Source organism: Pseudomonas sp. PMCC200344 (genome assembly GCF_030053095.1).
Classification (GTDB): domain Bacteria; phylum Pseudomonadota; class Gammaproteobacteria; order Pseudomonadales; family Pseudomonadaceae; genus Aquipseudomonas; species Aquipseudomonas svalbardensis.
Genome location: NZ_CP125618.1, coordinates 3402925 through 3416425, shown reverse-complemented (window position 1 = coordinate 3416425; position 13501 = coordinate 3402925). Strand labels below are relative to the sequence as shown.

The following is a 13501-nucleotide window of genomic DNA, read 5'->3' as shown; positions in this document are numbered from 1 at the left end:
TCATGTCAGGTGGATGTGGATGTGGTGGCGGTAACGGGGGCAGCGGTGGCTGCGGTTCTTCAAAAAAAGCGGAGGTCGTTCTCGACATCGCGCCGGTCGCACAGGCGCAGTTTGAAGCCCTGCCGGTTGAGCCCGCAGTGGCCGATGACGCCCCGGCGCAGTTGATCGCCAGCAGTGAACAGGAGTGGCCGATCATCAGCGTCAACGAGGTGTTAATCACCGCGGAAGCGATGGCCCAGGAGCTGCAATATCACCCGGCCGAAAGCCGTGAGGAGGCGGTCTACCTGGCCGCCCGGGCGCTGGTGATCCGCGAGTTGTTGCAGCAGCGCATCACCGAGCTCGGTGTGTCGCTGGAGATCGGTGCCGGTGAGAACCAAGAAGAGGCGGCCACGCGCTTGTTGCTCGAACGTGAGGTGAAAGTGCCGCAGTGCGACGAGGAAACCAGCCTTCGTTACTACGAAAACAATCGCGGACGCTTCCACAGCGCGCCGTTGCTGGCGGTGCGGCACATCCTGCTCGAGTGTGCGCCGGACGATGTCGAGGCCCGCGAACTGGCGCATGGTCAGGCCGAAGTCCTGCTGCAGCAGTTGGATGAATTCCCCGGCAGTTTCGCCGAGCTGGCCGTGAAATATTCGGCCTGCCCGTCGAAGGCCCAGGGTGGTTCATTGGGGCAGATCAGCAAGGGCCAGACCGTGCCCGAGCTGGAGCGTCAGCTGTTCACCCTGGCCCCGGGCCTGGCCAGCAAACCGCTGGAAAGTCGCTACGGCTGGCATGTGATCAGTGTCGATCAGCGAATCGAAGGCATGCCGTTGCCCTATGAAGTGGTGTCGACGGCGATCCGCACGCAATTGCAGCAAGGCGTCTGGCAAAAAGCCCTGGTGCAATACCTGCAAACCCTGATCGGTGCAGCGGATGTTCGCGGCATTCACTTGCAGGGCGCCGACTCACCGCTGGTGCAGTGAGCATCGAGGCAAACCGGGAGAAGTGATGAACGCTGTGATGCAGGATGGTTTTGGGCGGCAGATCGATTATCTACGGATGTCGGTGACGGACCGCTGTGATTTTCGCTGTGTGTATTGCATGGCGAAAAACATGACGTTCCTGCCGCGACAGCAGGTGCTCACGCTGGAGGAATTGCAGCGTTTGGCGACACTGTTCGTTGGCCTGGGTGTACGCAAAATCCGTCTGACTGGCGGCGAGCCGCTGATCCGTCCCGGCATTGTCGGACTGTGCCGCAACATCGCCGCCTTGCCCGGTTTGCGCGAACTGGTGATGACCAGCAACGGCTCGCAACTGGGCCGTCTGGCCCGGCCGTTGGTCGATGCCGGGGTCAAGCGGATGAACATCAGCCTCGATAGCCTGGACGGGCAGAAGTTTCGGGCGATCACTCGTAACGGCGACCTCGACCAGGTGCTCAACGGCATTGAAGCGGCGCGGGACGCGGGGTTCGAGCGGATCAAGCTCAACTGCGTGGTGATGAAAGGGCGCAACTTCGATGAAGTCCTGGGCTTGGTGCAATACGCCATCGATCAGCGCATCGATATCAGTTTTATCGAGGAAATGCCTTTGGGCGACGTCGGTCGTTCCCGGGGCGAGTCGTTTTGTTCCAGCGAGGAAGTACGGACGCTGATCGCCAGCCAGCATCGGTTGCTCGACAGTACCGAAAACAGCGGTGGACCGGCGCGCTATGTGCGTCTGGAACGCCATCCCGAGACACGCATTGGTTTCATTTCGCCCAACAGCCACAACTTTTGTGGCAGCTGTAATCGGGTGCGGATGACTGTTGAAGGGAAGCTGTTGCTGTGTCTGGGGCAGGACGATGCCCTGGATTTAAGAGGATTGCTGCGGCGTTATCCGCTGGATGATCAACCCGTGATCAGCGCGGTTCAGAAGGCCTTGCGCGGTAAGCCGCTGCGCCACGATTTCAGCCCCGACGGAGAGGTACAGATTGTGCGATTCATGAACATGAGTGGCGGTTGATTCGGGTGGTCTGTGCTTGTTCCGAAATCCACCCCTCACCCCAGCCCTCTCCCCATAGGGGAGAGGGGGAAAGGGGGCCGATCTTCATGCTTTTCGAGCCTGAGTTCGACTCGGGCTCTCTGTCGTGGTCAACTAATTCCGGACACCTCGATAGGTGATTTTGATGCCATCGCCCGTTCATAAACTGTCGGTGGCAGATATCCCAGTTTCGAGTGCAGCCGTTCGTTGTTGTAAAACCCAACGATGTACTCAGTGATGTCGCGTATCGCCTCGCCATGGTTGGCGTAATCACGTCGCCATACCCGCTCCATTTTCAAGCTCAGGAAGAAGCGCTCCATCACTGCGTTATCCCAGCAGTTACCTTTACGGCTCATGCTTTGCTGCATGTCACTTCTTGCCAGCAGCGCTCTGTAGCTCGCACTCGCGTACTGGCTGCCGCGATCCGAGTGGGCGATCAAGCCGGGTGGCGGTTGACGTTGAGCAACCGCCAGCTGCATTGCACTGCACACCAGTTCAGCGGGCATGTTCGGCGCCATTGACCAGCCCACTACCTTGCGTGAGAACAAGTCCAGCACCACAGCCAGATACAGCCAGCCACTGCGGGTTCGGATGTAGGTAATGTCTGCTACCCAGGCCTTGTTCGCCGCCTCGGGTTCAAATTGGCGGTTCAATACATTTTCAGCAATCGGCAGGTCATGTTTGCTGTCGGTGGTGTGCACAAATTTACGCTTCCAGGCCGAACGCAGGCCGTTGACGCGCATCATGCGGCGAATCTTGTAAATGCCTACTTCCATACCCTTTGCACGTAACGCTTTACGCAATGGGCGACTGCCATAGCAGCCGCCACTTTCAGCAAACGACGCCTTGAGTTGCAGAGCAACGGGGCAGATCGATGCAGGAGCCTCAGCGCGCTTGTTGGCCTCGTAGAAGCCGGATCGACTAACCCCCAACAAACGACACACATACGCCACCGAATAAGCCTTCTGTTGCAGCTGCCGAACCAAGCGGTACGTTACTTCAGCTCGCGGGCAAAGAAGGCGGTGGCTTTTTTTAATACATCGTTATCCATCTTGAGTTGACGGTTTTCTTGCTCCAACTGACGAATACGCTGTTGCTCAGAGGTCAACGGCTTGCCGATCCCGGCTTGTCCCAACTTCTCGGCCTCATACTGTTGTACCCAGCGTCGAACGGCCGTATCACCAATATCAAGATCACGACAAACCTGTGAAACACTCAGGCCCTGGTCCTTGATCATCTTTACAACTTCCAGCTTGAAGCTGTCGTCGAATACTTTACGTTTGTCGGTCATGGAGAACTCCTCAATAGGTGCATTTTCCACCTATCGGGGTGTCCGGGGAAATTAGACCACTGCACTCAGGTCGATGTAACTCTAAAACCAACTCGGTCAGTCCCCTCGCCCCTCTGGGGCGGTCCGACGTTTCGGGAGGGTTAGGGTGAGGGGTGGATTTCAGATCAGAGTGTTTCCCCCCGGCTTACCAACAGTTTTCCTTTGCCGTCTTCGGGCGTTTTTTTTTGCCGGAAAATCTTGATATCGATCAATTGCAGATCAGCACTTTGTCCGTAGCCTTACCGCATGTTGTGTTGATTATTAATTAAACATCTATATGTAGTGTCTGGAGGCCAAATGCAGAGCACGCTGATCGCAGTAGGATGTAACCGCTTGCACAAACGCGATGGCAGTCAGGTCGCCTTCGATGCCGACAAAATCCGTCAGGCATTGATCGCTGCCGGCAAGGCGACGGGGGAGTACGGCGAGGTTGAGGTTGAAGGCTTGCTTCACGCGGTATTGGCCAGGCTCGAAGGATTGCCAAGACTCCATGTCGAGCAAATCCAGGACCGTGTTGAACGGGTGTTGATGGACGCCGGTTTTTTCCTCGCCATGCGGGCCTACATCGTCTACCGCGAACAGCACGGGCGCTTGCGCCGCGACCGGCGGACCATGGTCGAAGTCGCAACCTCGATGAACGAATACCTGAATCGTGAAGACTGGCGGGTCCAGGCCAACGCCAATCAGGGTTACTCCCTGGGCGGTCTGGTGTTGAACGTGTCGGGCAAGGTGACCGCCAACTACTGGCTGGACGAGGTGTACAGCGAGGCCATCGGCCAAGCTCACCGCGAGGCGGATTTGCATGTGCACGACCTGGACATGCTGGCCGGTTACTGCGCTGGCTGGTCGCTGCGCACCCTGTTGCACGAAGGGCTCAACGGTGTGCCGGGGCGTGTCGAAGCCGGTCCGCCGAAGCACTTGAGCAGTGCCCTGGGGCAGATGGTGAATTTCCTCGGCACCCTGCAAAACGAATGGGCCGGCGCCCAGGCGTTCAGCTCGTTCGACACCTACCTGGCGCCCTATGTGCGCAAGGATCAGCTGAGTTTTCAAGAGGTGCGCCAGGCGATCCAGGAGTTCATCTACAACCTCAACGTGCCCTCGCGCTGGGGCACCCAGACGCCGTTTACCAACCTGACCTTCGACTGGGTGTGCCCGCAGGATTTGCGGGAGCAGATACCCGTCATCGGCGGTGAGGAAATGCCGTTTGCCTATGGCGACCTGCAAGTCGAAATGGAGCTGCTCAACCGCGCTTACATCGAGGTGATGCAGGCCGGCGATGCGAAAGGGCGGGTGTTCACCTTTCCGATCCCGACCTACAACATCACCCACGACTTTCCGTGGGACAGTGAAAACGCCGACCGCCTGTTCGAGATGACTGCGCGTTACGGCTTGCCGTACTTCCAGAACTTTCTAAATTCGGACCTGCAACCCAATCAGGTGCGCTCGATGTGCTGCCGTTTGCAGCTGGATGTCCGCGAGTTGCTCAAGCGTGGCGGCGGCTTGTTCGGCTCGGCAGAGCAGACTGGATCTCTCGGCGTCGTCACCATCAATTGCGCGCGGTTGGGCTATGTGTTCAAGGGTGATACCAGCGGTTTGCTGCAGCGCCTGGACACGCTGATGGAACTGGCGATGGAAAGTCTGGAGGTCAAGCGCAAAGTCATTCAGCACCACATGGATGCCGGTTTGTACCCGTACACCAAGCGCTACCTCGGCACCCTGCGTAACCACTTCTCGACCATCGGCCTCAACGGCATGCATGAAATGCTGCGCAATTTCACCGGCGACGAGGAGGGCATGCACACTGAGCACGGCCGGCAGTTTGCCCTGAAGATGCTCGATCATGTGCGTGCCACGTTGCTGCGATTCCAGGAAGAAACCGGCCACATGTACAACCTGGAAGCGACGCCGGCCGAGGGCACGACCTACCGCTTCGCCAAGGAAGACCTCAAGCGCTACCCCGACATTCTCCAGGCCGGCAGCGTGCAAGCGCCGTATTACACCAACTCCTCGCAACTGCCCGTGGGCTACACCGAAGACCCCTTCGAAGCCCTGGAACTTCAAGACGAGCTGCAATGCAAATACACCGGCGGCACGGTCTTGCACCTGTACATGGCCGAGCGAATTTCTTCGACCGAGGCCTGCAAGCAACTGGTGCGCAAAGCCCTTGGTCGCTTCCGCCTGCCGTACCTGACCGTGACCCCGACGTTCTCCATCTGCCCGGTGCACGGCTACCTCGATGGCGAGCATGAGTTCTGCCCCAAGTGCGACGAAGCACTGCTGCTGCAAGAACAGAAACTCGGCACCGTTCATTGATTTCGATCCACTCAACTGCAAGGAGCTTCACCATGAATGCATCGCAAACATTACCCCTGGCTCAACGTCAACGCTGCGAAGTCTGGACTCGGGTAATGGGCTATCACCGCCCTGTGTCGGCGTTCAATCCGGGCAAACAGTCGGAGCACCGCGAGCGGGTGCACTTCACTGAAAGCGCGGCGCTGGCCGGGCGCCAATGAGTCGAACGCTTCGGGTCGGGGGCATGGTGCCCCTGACCACTATCGACTATCCGGGACAGCTCGCCTGCGTGTTGTTTTGCCAGGGTTGCGCCTGGCGTTGTCGTTACTGCCATAACCCGCAGTTGATCCCGCCTCGTGGCACAGACGAAGTGGATTGGCGCCGGGTGTTGGCGTTTCTGCAACGGCGTCAGGACCTGCTCGATGCCGTGGTGTTCAGTGGCGGCGAGCCCACCTTGCAAGACGGTTTGCTCGGCGCCATGGATGAGGTGCGGGCGATGGGATTTCGCATCGGTTTGCACAGCGCCGGCATCAAACCCGCCGCGTTCGCCAAGGCTCTGACCGGGGCCGATTGGGTCGGTTTCGATGTCAAGGCGTTACCCGAAGATTGCCAGGCGATCACCCGGGTCGAGGGCAGCGGAACCGCTAACTGGCGCAGCCTTGAGCATCTGCTGGCCAGCGGTGTCGACTACGAATGTCGCACCACGGTGCATTGGCATCTGTTCGAGCCGGCGCGTCTGCTGATCCTCGCCAAGCGCTTGAGCGAACTCGGCGTCAAACGCTTCGCCGTGCAGATGGTTCGCACCGAGCGGATGTTCGATCCGCTGTTGCCAAGTGTTTCGGCACAAGCCTTGCTACCTGAGCTGTGGGAGGCCATGCGCGAGTTGTTTCCAGCCTTCGTGTTACGGGGGTAACCGAGGCTGAGGTTTAACGGCGAGATCCACCATTAGGTTTTCAAATGCGCTGCCAATCGGCAGCTATCAAACGGGGAGCATTTGATATGGCCAAATTAAGTACGGCACAACGTATCGTCATCGGTTTTGCAATCGCGCCGCTGGCATTGATGGGCATGGCGTTTTACGCGTTGCACGATTTGGCAACGCTCAAGGAGCAGGCGGTAGTAATCGTCAAGCAGGACTGGCCGAAGATCGATCCGATCATGGTCATCGCCACCGGCGTGCGTGATAACGCCAGGAACACCCGGGATTTACTGATCGATAAAGACAATCAGCAGGTGCAGCAGTCAATCGACGCCACCAAGAAACGGATCACTCAGGCACTCGAAACGCTTGAGCCGTTGTTCTATTTGCCAGAGGGAAAAACCGCTTATGCCGCGCTGAAGAAGAATCGCGAAGCCTACGTGGCGGCGTTCACTCAAGTGCAGGTGTTGATCCGGCAAGGTGCCTTCGACGACGCCATGGCACAGCTGAAACAAAAGGTCGTGCCGGCCGAACGCGAGGTTTATAGCAGGCTGGATCAGTTGATGGTGCTGCAAGGCAAAATATTCGCCGATCGAGAACAGGCGGCGCAGGAACTGTACAGCGATGCCCGGCGCAATATGCTCGGGTTGTTTGTGTTCTGCGTGGCGCTGGTCATTGCCGCGGCGGTGATCGTCACGCGCAGTGTGACCCGTCCATTGGGCGGCGAGCCGGATGATGCCGCACGGTTTTTGAGTCAGATCGCTCAAGGCGACCTGACGATTCAGGTGCCCGTGAACTCAAGTGTCGGCGGCAGCGTGATGATGAACATGCATCAGATGCAGCAAAGTCTGAATGCCATGGTCAAGCACATCGCGACTTCGGTGGACCAGGTGGCCAGTTCCTCCGAAGAACTGAGTGCGGTCAGCAGCCAGACCAGCAGTAACCTTCAATTGCAGGGGTTGGAGATCGAGCAGGCGGCCACCGCTGTGAACCAGATGACCGCGGCGGTCGATGAAGTGGCGCGCAATGCGGTGAGCACCTCCGAGGCCTCGCGGCAGTCCGAGCAAACCGCGCAGCGCGGGCGTGAACAGGTTCAGGAAACCGTGGTTTCAATCGGCGCACTGGCCGATGGCGTCACCGACACCTCACAGCGCATCGAGCAACTGGCGGGCCGGGTGCAGGACATCAGCAAGGTGCTGGACGTGATTCGCAGCATCGCCGAGCAGACCAATTTGCTGGCCCTCAACGCGGCCATTGAAGCGGCGCGTGCCGGCGATGCCGGACGCGGTTTTGCCGTGGTCGCCGATGAAGTGCGCGCCTTGGCGCATCGCACTCAGGAGTCCACCCAGGAAATTGAGCAGATGATTGGCAACATTCGCCTCGATACCGGGCATGCGGTGACGGCCATGCAAAGCAGCAGCAACCTGGTTCGGGCCACCCTGGAAGTGGCGCAACGGTCGGGCGATGCATTGGATGAGATCACCCGGTCGATCTCACAGATCAACGAGCGCAACATGATGATCGCCAGCGCCACGGAGGAGCAGGCATTGGTGGCGCGAGAGGTGGATCGCAATCTGATGGGGATTCGCAACTTGTCCGAGCAGGTTTTGTTGGGGGCCCAACATACTCACACCGCAGGTCACGATTTGGCGCAGATGGCCGGGGCACTGCACCAGACAGTGGCACGTTTTAAGGTCTAGGTTTCTCGGGGTTGGTGGTTGTATCGGTGCTCAAGCCCAGCCCCAGAATTGCAACCACCAGCCAAACCCCACCCACCCGATTGCCAGCAAAAGGCACGCGCGGCCAGACACGCGCCGCACAAGGGAAAGACCTTCGCGGTTCAGACGTTTCCAACCCAGCAGCAAACTCCAACCCATCGCGGCCAATAACAGACAGGCCCTGGCCGGTTGTACCCACTCCAGCAGCAGACCTTCGTAGCGCAGCAGTTTCACCGTTGTGGCCGACAGCCCGAGAAACAATCCGGCACCACCCAGGGGCGTGAGTGTCAGCGCCAGGGGCCAATACAGTGCAGGATCTTGCGCCAGTCGAGCCGTCAGGCGCAGAAGGATCATCAACGCCGTGCCCAACACCATCGAGCTCAAACTCAGATAAACGACGATGCTGAAACCGTCGAGCCAGCTGAAGCTGTCGTTGAGCTGCGGGTAATGGGTGAGCAGCCACCAAGGGGCGTTGTCCTGCAGGGCCCAGAGTTGGTCGTGCTCGACCAGCCATTGGGCGAGGGTTTGTTTGAGGACGACGAACCAAGGGCTGACCGTCCACTGGAAGGCGCCCATGGCCAGGCCGATCACACCGAACAGCAACAGACGCGCGTCCCATGGTGAAAGCGTCTGCGCTGTCGCGTGAAGAATCTCTTGGTTGCTGGAGCGGGCGATCAGCTGAACAGCGCCGCGTTGGCCGCTGCAGCGTCCGCAGGCGTGGCAGTCACTGGCGCCTTTCATACGGCGGATATCGAGCAAGGGCGCGCAGTTGGGCGGCGGCAGGCGCGGCGCGGCATTTTCCATCCAGCGTTGTTCGTTTACCTGGAAATGCACGGGCGCCAGACGGGCGAGCAGGGAGAAGACGCCGCTGACCGGGCACAGGTAACGGCACCAGACGCGCTTGCCCCGGGCGAACAGCAACCCGACGCCGACCGCGGCGACGGTCGAGCCGCCCAGAATCAACAGTGCCGCCTGGGCGTAGTCGTAGACGCTGATCAACTGGCCGTAGAGGGTCGTCAGGCAGAACGCCAGGGTTGGCCAGCCGCCCCAGCGCAACCAGCGCGGTACACCCAAACCTTTGCCGTAATGGCTGGCCCATTCGCTGAGTGAACCTTCCGGACAGAGAACGCCACACCAGAGTCGGCCGAACAGCGCGATCGACAGCAGCACGAACGGCCACCAAATGCCCCAGAACAAAAACTGCGCCAACAGGGTCAGGTTATCGAGCATCCGTGCCTGGCTGTCCGGCAGCGGCAACGCTGCCGGTACCACCAACAGCAATGCATAGAACAGTACAGCGGCCCATTGCACGGCACGAATGACAGGCGCGTGACGACGCATGCCGTCGCCCAAGCGCTGCAGCCATCGATTGTGGCGACTCAGCTCAGGCATGGGACTTTTTCCGCAGCCCGTTGACGCAGCCAACCGCCGACGGCCAGCCAATATCCGGCTAGCACCAGTAACGTCATGCCGCTGGGTGTCGCGCGATAACCGGCAAAACCCGCGAGAAAACCGCCCAATCCATGGCTGTCGCTGAGCACGGAACTGCTGTCCCAAAGCGCATCACCAACGAGGCTGTACATCACCTCCGGTAAATCCATCGCGAGTAATTGGCCGCCGATTCGCTCGGTGCCGCTGACCAGCAATGCCGCGCCGAGTACGAGCAAAACAGCTTCACTGATGGCAAAGAATCGCTGCCACGAAATGAACCGGCGACTGCTGTGCAGCAGGGCAATGGTCAGCGCCGACAGCACCAGTCCCATTGCGCCGCCGATGGCAAACAAACCGAGCTGCGGACCTCGCAACTGAGCACCGGCGCCATAGAGAAAGACCACCGTTTCACTGCCTTCGCGGCTGACGGCGAGCATGGCCAGCAGTAACAGACCTGCGCCACCTTGCCGGGCCAGGTGGCTATCGGCGTGTCGTTGCAAATCGTGCTTGAGCGTGCGCCCGTGGCGGTGCATCCAGCCGACCATTTGCACGATCAGCAGGCTGGCCACCAGCGCGAGTGCGGCCTGGAACCATTCACTGGCTGAGCCGCTCATGGCCTCACCGGCAAACAGAATCAACACCGCCAGCAGGCCCGAGAGCATCAACCCCAGCACGACGCCTGCCCACAAGTACTTCGCCAGTCGATCGCCCTGATGCTGCTGGCTGACCCAGGCCTGAAGGATGCCGATCACCAGCAGCGCCTCGACGCTTTCGCGCCAGACGATAAACATTGATTGATTCATGAAAACTCCGTGTTGGAACGGGTTATTTCGCGAGGATGCCGCCCTCGGGCAATTGCGGATTGAACTCGTCGAAGAAGGGATAGTGACCGGGCCGTAGCGGGTGAATGACCACGAAAGTCGTCACGCCCGGCGACAGTACTTTTTCAACCCGCAACGGTGTGCTCTCGAACTCGGCTGGCCCCTCACCGATATTTTTCAGGATGATCTTGAAGCGCTGTCCGGCCGGCACCTCCAGCAGGGCCGGAGTGAAGTGACCATCGCGCAGGTTGAGTTCATAGCTCGGTAATTCGGCATAGGCCGTGAACGGCGCAACTGCTCCGGCAAGCATCAGCCAGGCAATCTGCAGGCGCTTCATTCAATAGCCGCCTTTTTTACCGATGCCGGCGTAGATGAATTCGTAGTGCAATTCGCAGCGTTCAAACCAGGGAGCCACACCGGTTTCCTTATCGGTATGGCGGCCAAGGGAGCCATGACCGCCGGGTGGCAGGACGGTGAAGGTCAGCTGATATTTGCCTGGACCGAGCAGCTTTACATTGTCGCCATAGTGCGGGCCGTCATTGGCGACCATGGCGTGGAAATCGCCTTTGAGTTCGTTCTCGTTGCCCTGTTTTTTCAGGTTGAACGAGACATTGAGGTAAGGCACGAAACTGCCTTCCTGAAAGCCCTGTCGATTGTCCGCCGTGGCACGAATGTCGGCTTCCAGATGCACATCGGAATCTGCAGTGGCCCGCATCATGCCGGCAGGTGCCATCTCGATCGGCTGCAAATACACCGCCCCGACTTCCAGCCCCGGACACAGTTGAGGTTCCCCGATCGGGTATTCCTTGGCCTGAGCCAACGGTGTGAGCAAGAGCAGGGCGAGGGACAGCGAAAAGGTCGTACGCATGATGTCTTCCTGGGCACTAACGAGTAGGAGCCCGAGTGTAGGAAGCTTTCTTGCGAGTAATAATGATTGTTATCAAGTTTGCAGCGATTAAGCCTATGACTGGGAACGCTTTCGAAACCGCTCGGCGCGGTCGACGCTGTCGCTCATCTGCGCAGCCGCGTGAATCGTCAGAGGATGCTGGGTGAAGCCGGGTCTGGGTGAAATGTAGGCGGCCATTTCGCGAGCGACGGCTAACTGATGATCCGAGCCTTGTGTCAGTAACGCGATGACCAGGTTTTCCAGGGCAATCACCCGGACACGAAGGTGGACCAGTTCTGCATTGGTCAATTCGGGGGGAGAGGAAAATGCTTCTGCATCGAGTGAGTTTTGCGCGCCTTCATCATCCCAAGTCGACAATCGGACAGGGCTTTGGTCTCCGGTAGATGGTTTTTTACCAGGCATAAGAAGCTTCTCCAGGTGTTTTTAGGTGGCTGCCCAAGGACCGGAAAACGCTATGACGTAGCCGATTTCCCGGCAGGACAAAGCTTAGCCGCAAGACTGCCATTGAGGGAGCGCTTTTGATTTCAGTCCTTGATCCGTATCAAGGGCATTTTTGCCCGAGCGATGTAGGTTGGAGGTACATCCTAGAGGCGAACCGGGGATCGACATGGCCAAGAATTTTCCCATCAGCCCCAAACATCCCGAGCGCATTTGCTGGGGCTGCGACAGATACTGTCCAGCCAATTCCCTGGCGTGCGGCAATGGCTCCGACAGGACAATGCATCCAGCCGAAATGATCGGAGACGATTGGTATCTGCATGGCGACTGGGGCATTGAACCGTTGATCGCGGTAGAGGACGTGACGGACGATCCCGGCGTGAAGGGCTGAGCAACTCCTTTAAACATAGAAACCACCTGACGGAATTTTTTTTGAAATCAAGGGGTTGCCAGCCTCGGGAAATCAGTACATAATTCACGCCATCGAAAGCACTGACCGCTGAAAAAGCTCAATGTTTTCAAGGAGTTAGATCACGAATCTTACTCCAAGTTTGTACGCGTTTGATGTTGTGCTACATGACATCAGATGTTTGAGGCCGAGTAGCAAAATGGTTATGCAGTGGATTGCAAATCCACCTACGCCGGTTCGATTCCGACCTCGGCCTCCACTTTAAACGAGCTCCGTAGATCTATGATTTACGGAGCTTTTTTATTTTCACTGTCCTGCAAGATTTAGTCTTGAAAAGGGCAGTCGCGAACTTGCTTCACCGGAGCGGGATGTATATATTTCCCCCTCTGCTGCACAGGCGTCAGAACTGCCAGATCGTTATTTGACAGTCTTCAGACGGCTCCACCGCGCTACCGCCCGAATGGCGAAATTGGTAGACGCATGGGACTTAAAATCCCCCGCTCGTAAGGGCGTGCCGGTTCGATTCCGGCTTCGGGCACCATTTAAAATCAAGGGTTTGCGGGCGAAAGCTAATGCAAACCCTTGTTTGTTTCTGGTGATTCAAAAGGATTTGAGATAACGCTATGAAAGACTCTTTCGTCATCCGGGGTAAAGCTGCGATTTGGCTGGTTGTTGTGACCTTCTTGTCCATCATGGTCGGGACAAGGCTTGAGAATTCCGGGATCGTTGAAGGCTTTTTTGAAGGATTGGCGGTTATGGCTGGCCCGGTAGTGCTCTTCATCCTGGTCAATCGTTTATGGTTCTTTTATCGCTCGTCCAAGTCCTCCCCCAAGAATTGATCCGGTGTTTGTCGTTGTGGTGCCATCTGAAACCAAGGGTTTGCGAGCGAAAGCTGATGCAAACCCTTTTTGTTTCTGACTTGCTGTTTTTTAGCCCGCGGCAGTTATTGATCCCGGCCGCTAGCCCCTGGATTGGCGCTGCGTCGATCTTCGCCAGAAGGGTTGCCGGTATTGACAAGCCTTCTCTCGACCAAGACATTTTGAAGGGCCTGGCGGGCTGCAGCGTCTAGCTGGTCCTCTCTCTCCTTGAGTTCAAGCAAGATTGGGCTGGACCAGGTGCGATAGGTTTTCTCAGCAATACGAATAGGTGTCATCTGTCTCCTCCTTGATCAAGGCCCGCCAACGCAGCCGGCGCCATTTCGATTCGATAGAACCCTAGTCGAGAAATCTGTTTGCCGC

At 58.2% G+C, this 13501-nt stretch carries 15 protein-coding genes and 2 tRNA genes; 10 read left to right on the top strand and 7 right to left on the bottom strand.

All coding sequences use genetic code 11. The annotated features are described in order from the left end of the window. Window positions 1–2: 2 nt before the first annotated feature. Together QFW87_RS15485 and moaA are read left to right on the top strand one after the other, a co-directional pair. Window positions 3–962 (top strand): peptidylprolyl isomerase, encoded by a 960-nt coding sequence (locus QFW87_RS15485; RefSeq protein WP_283188168.1) that lies wholly within the window; start codon window positions 3–5, stop codon window positions 960–962. Between the two features lie 25 nt (window positions 963–987). Further along, window positions 988–1980, top strand: a complete 993-nt coding sequence (gene moaA / locus QFW87_RS15480; protein ID WP_283188167.1) for a GTP 3',8-cyclase MoaA — start codon at window positions 988–990, stop codon at window positions 1978–1980. 128 nt (window positions 1981–2108) lie between these two features. Here moaA and QFW87_RS15475 read toward each other — a convergent pair. Beyond that, window positions 2109–3289 (bottom strand): IS3 family transposase gene (locus tag QFW87_RS15475; RefSeq protein WP_283180883.1). Its coding sequence is split into 2 segments (ribosomal slippage): window positions 2109–3034 and window positions 3034–3289, totalling 1182 coding nucleotides; the frame shifts between segments, so codons are not numbered across the junction. A 336-nt stretch (window positions 3290–3625) separates the two neighbouring features. Between QFW87_RS15475 and QFW87_RS15470 the strand changes: the two genes are divergently transcribed. The 4 genes from QFW87_RS15470 (at window position 3626) to QFW87_RS15455 (ending at window position 8239) form a co-directional block, all read left to right on the top strand. Further along, the gene (locus tag QFW87_RS15470; RefSeq protein WP_283188166.1) at window positions 3626–5641 is read left to right on the top strand and encodes a ribonucleoside triphosphate reductase; all 2016 of its coding nucleotides are present in this window, start codon (window positions 3626–3628) and stop codon (window positions 5639–5641) included. Between the two features lie 32 nt (window positions 5642–5673). Next, on the top strand, window positions 5674–5841 hold the full coding sequence (gene nrdD, locus QFW87_RS15465) for an anaerobic ribonucleoside-triphosphate reductase (RefSeq protein ID WP_283188165.1): 168 nt from the start codon (window positions 5674–5676) through the stop codon (window positions 5839–5841). Continuing rightward, the gene (locus QFW87_RS15460) at window positions 5838–6533 is read left to right on the top strand and encodes an anaerobic ribonucleoside-triphosphate reductase activating protein (RefSeq protein WP_283188164.1); all 696 of its coding nucleotides are present in this window, start codon (window positions 5838–5840) and stop codon (window positions 6531–6533) included. Before nrdD ends, QFW87_RS15460 begins: the two co-directional genes overlap by 4 nt. An 86-nt stretch (window positions 6534–6619) precedes the next feature. Beyond that, window positions 6620–8239, top strand: coding sequence for a methyl-accepting chemotaxis protein (locus tag QFW87_RS15455; RefSeq protein ID WP_283188163.1), 1620 nt, complete (start codon window positions 6620–6622; stop codon window positions 8237–8239). 30 nt (window positions 8240–8269) lie between these two features. On the opposite strand, the gene QFW87_RS15450 is transcribed toward QFW87_RS15455, so the two are convergent. The 5 genes from QFW87_RS15450 to QFW87_RS15430 all read right to left on the bottom strand — a co-directional run bounded on the left by QFW87_RS15450 (window position 8270) and on the right by QFW87_RS15430 (window position 11818). Next, window positions 8270–9649 carry a 4Fe-4S binding protein gene (locus QFW87_RS15450; protein ID WP_283188162.1) on the bottom strand — a complete coding sequence of 460 codons (1380 nt, stop codon included), beginning with the start codon at window positions 9647–9649 and terminating at the stop codon, window positions 8270–8272. Further along, window positions 9637–10491 (bottom strand): FTR1 family protein, encoded by an 855-nt coding sequence (locus QFW87_RS15445; protein WP_283188161.1) that lies wholly within the window; start codon window positions 10489–10491, stop codon window positions 9637–9639. Before QFW87_RS15445 ends, QFW87_RS15450 begins: the two co-directional genes overlap by 13 nt. Before the next feature lie 22 nt (window positions 10492–10513). Next, window positions 10514–10846, bottom strand: coding sequence for a cupredoxin domain-containing protein (locus QFW87_RS15440; RefSeq protein WP_283188160.1), 333 nt, complete (start codon window positions 10844–10846; stop codon window positions 10514–10516). Further along, complete coding sequence (locus tag QFW87_RS15435) at window positions 10847–11377, bottom strand: iron transporter (RefSeq protein ID WP_008153602.1); 531 nt, start codon at window positions 11375–11377, stop codon at window positions 10847–10849. Window positions 11378–11470: 93 nt separating this feature from the next. Continuing rightward, window positions 11471–11818, bottom strand: coding sequence for a hypothetical protein (locus QFW87_RS15430; RefSeq protein WP_283184110.1), 348 nt, complete (start codon window positions 11816–11818; stop codon window positions 11471–11473). A 205-nt stretch (window positions 11819–12023) separates the two neighbouring features. Between QFW87_RS15430 and QFW87_RS15425 the strand changes: the two genes are divergently transcribed. The 4 genes from QFW87_RS15425 (at window position 12024) to QFW87_RS15410 (ending at window position 13102) form a co-directional block, all read left to right on the top strand. Next, on the top strand, window positions 12024–12245 hold the full coding sequence (locus QFW87_RS15425) for a DUF3079 domain-containing protein (protein ID WP_283184111.1): 222 nt from the start codon (window positions 12024–12026) through the stop codon (window positions 12243–12245). A gap of 203 nt (window positions 12246–12448) precedes the next feature. Further along, window positions 12449–12522, top strand: a tRNA-Cys gene (locus tag QFW87_RS15420). Window positions 12523–12717: 195 nt separating this feature from the next. Next, window positions 12718–12804: transfer RNA gene (locus QFW87_RS15415), tRNA-Leu, on the top strand. An 82-nt stretch (window positions 12805–12886) separates the two neighbouring features. Beyond that, complete coding sequence (locus QFW87_RS15410; RefSeq protein ID WP_283184140.1) at window positions 12887–13102, top strand: hypothetical protein; 216 nt, start codon at window positions 12887–12889, stop codon at window positions 13100–13102. Window positions 13103–13206: 104 nt separating this feature from the next. Here QFW87_RS15410 and QFW87_RS15405 read toward each other — a convergent pair whose 3' ends face one another. Continuing rightward, the gene (locus QFW87_RS15405) at window positions 13207–13416 is read right to left on the bottom strand and encodes a hypothetical protein (protein ID WP_283184141.1); all 210 of its coding nucleotides are present in this window, start codon (window positions 13414–13416) and stop codon (window positions 13207–13209) included. Between the last annotated feature and the right edge of the window lie 85 nt (window positions 13417–13501).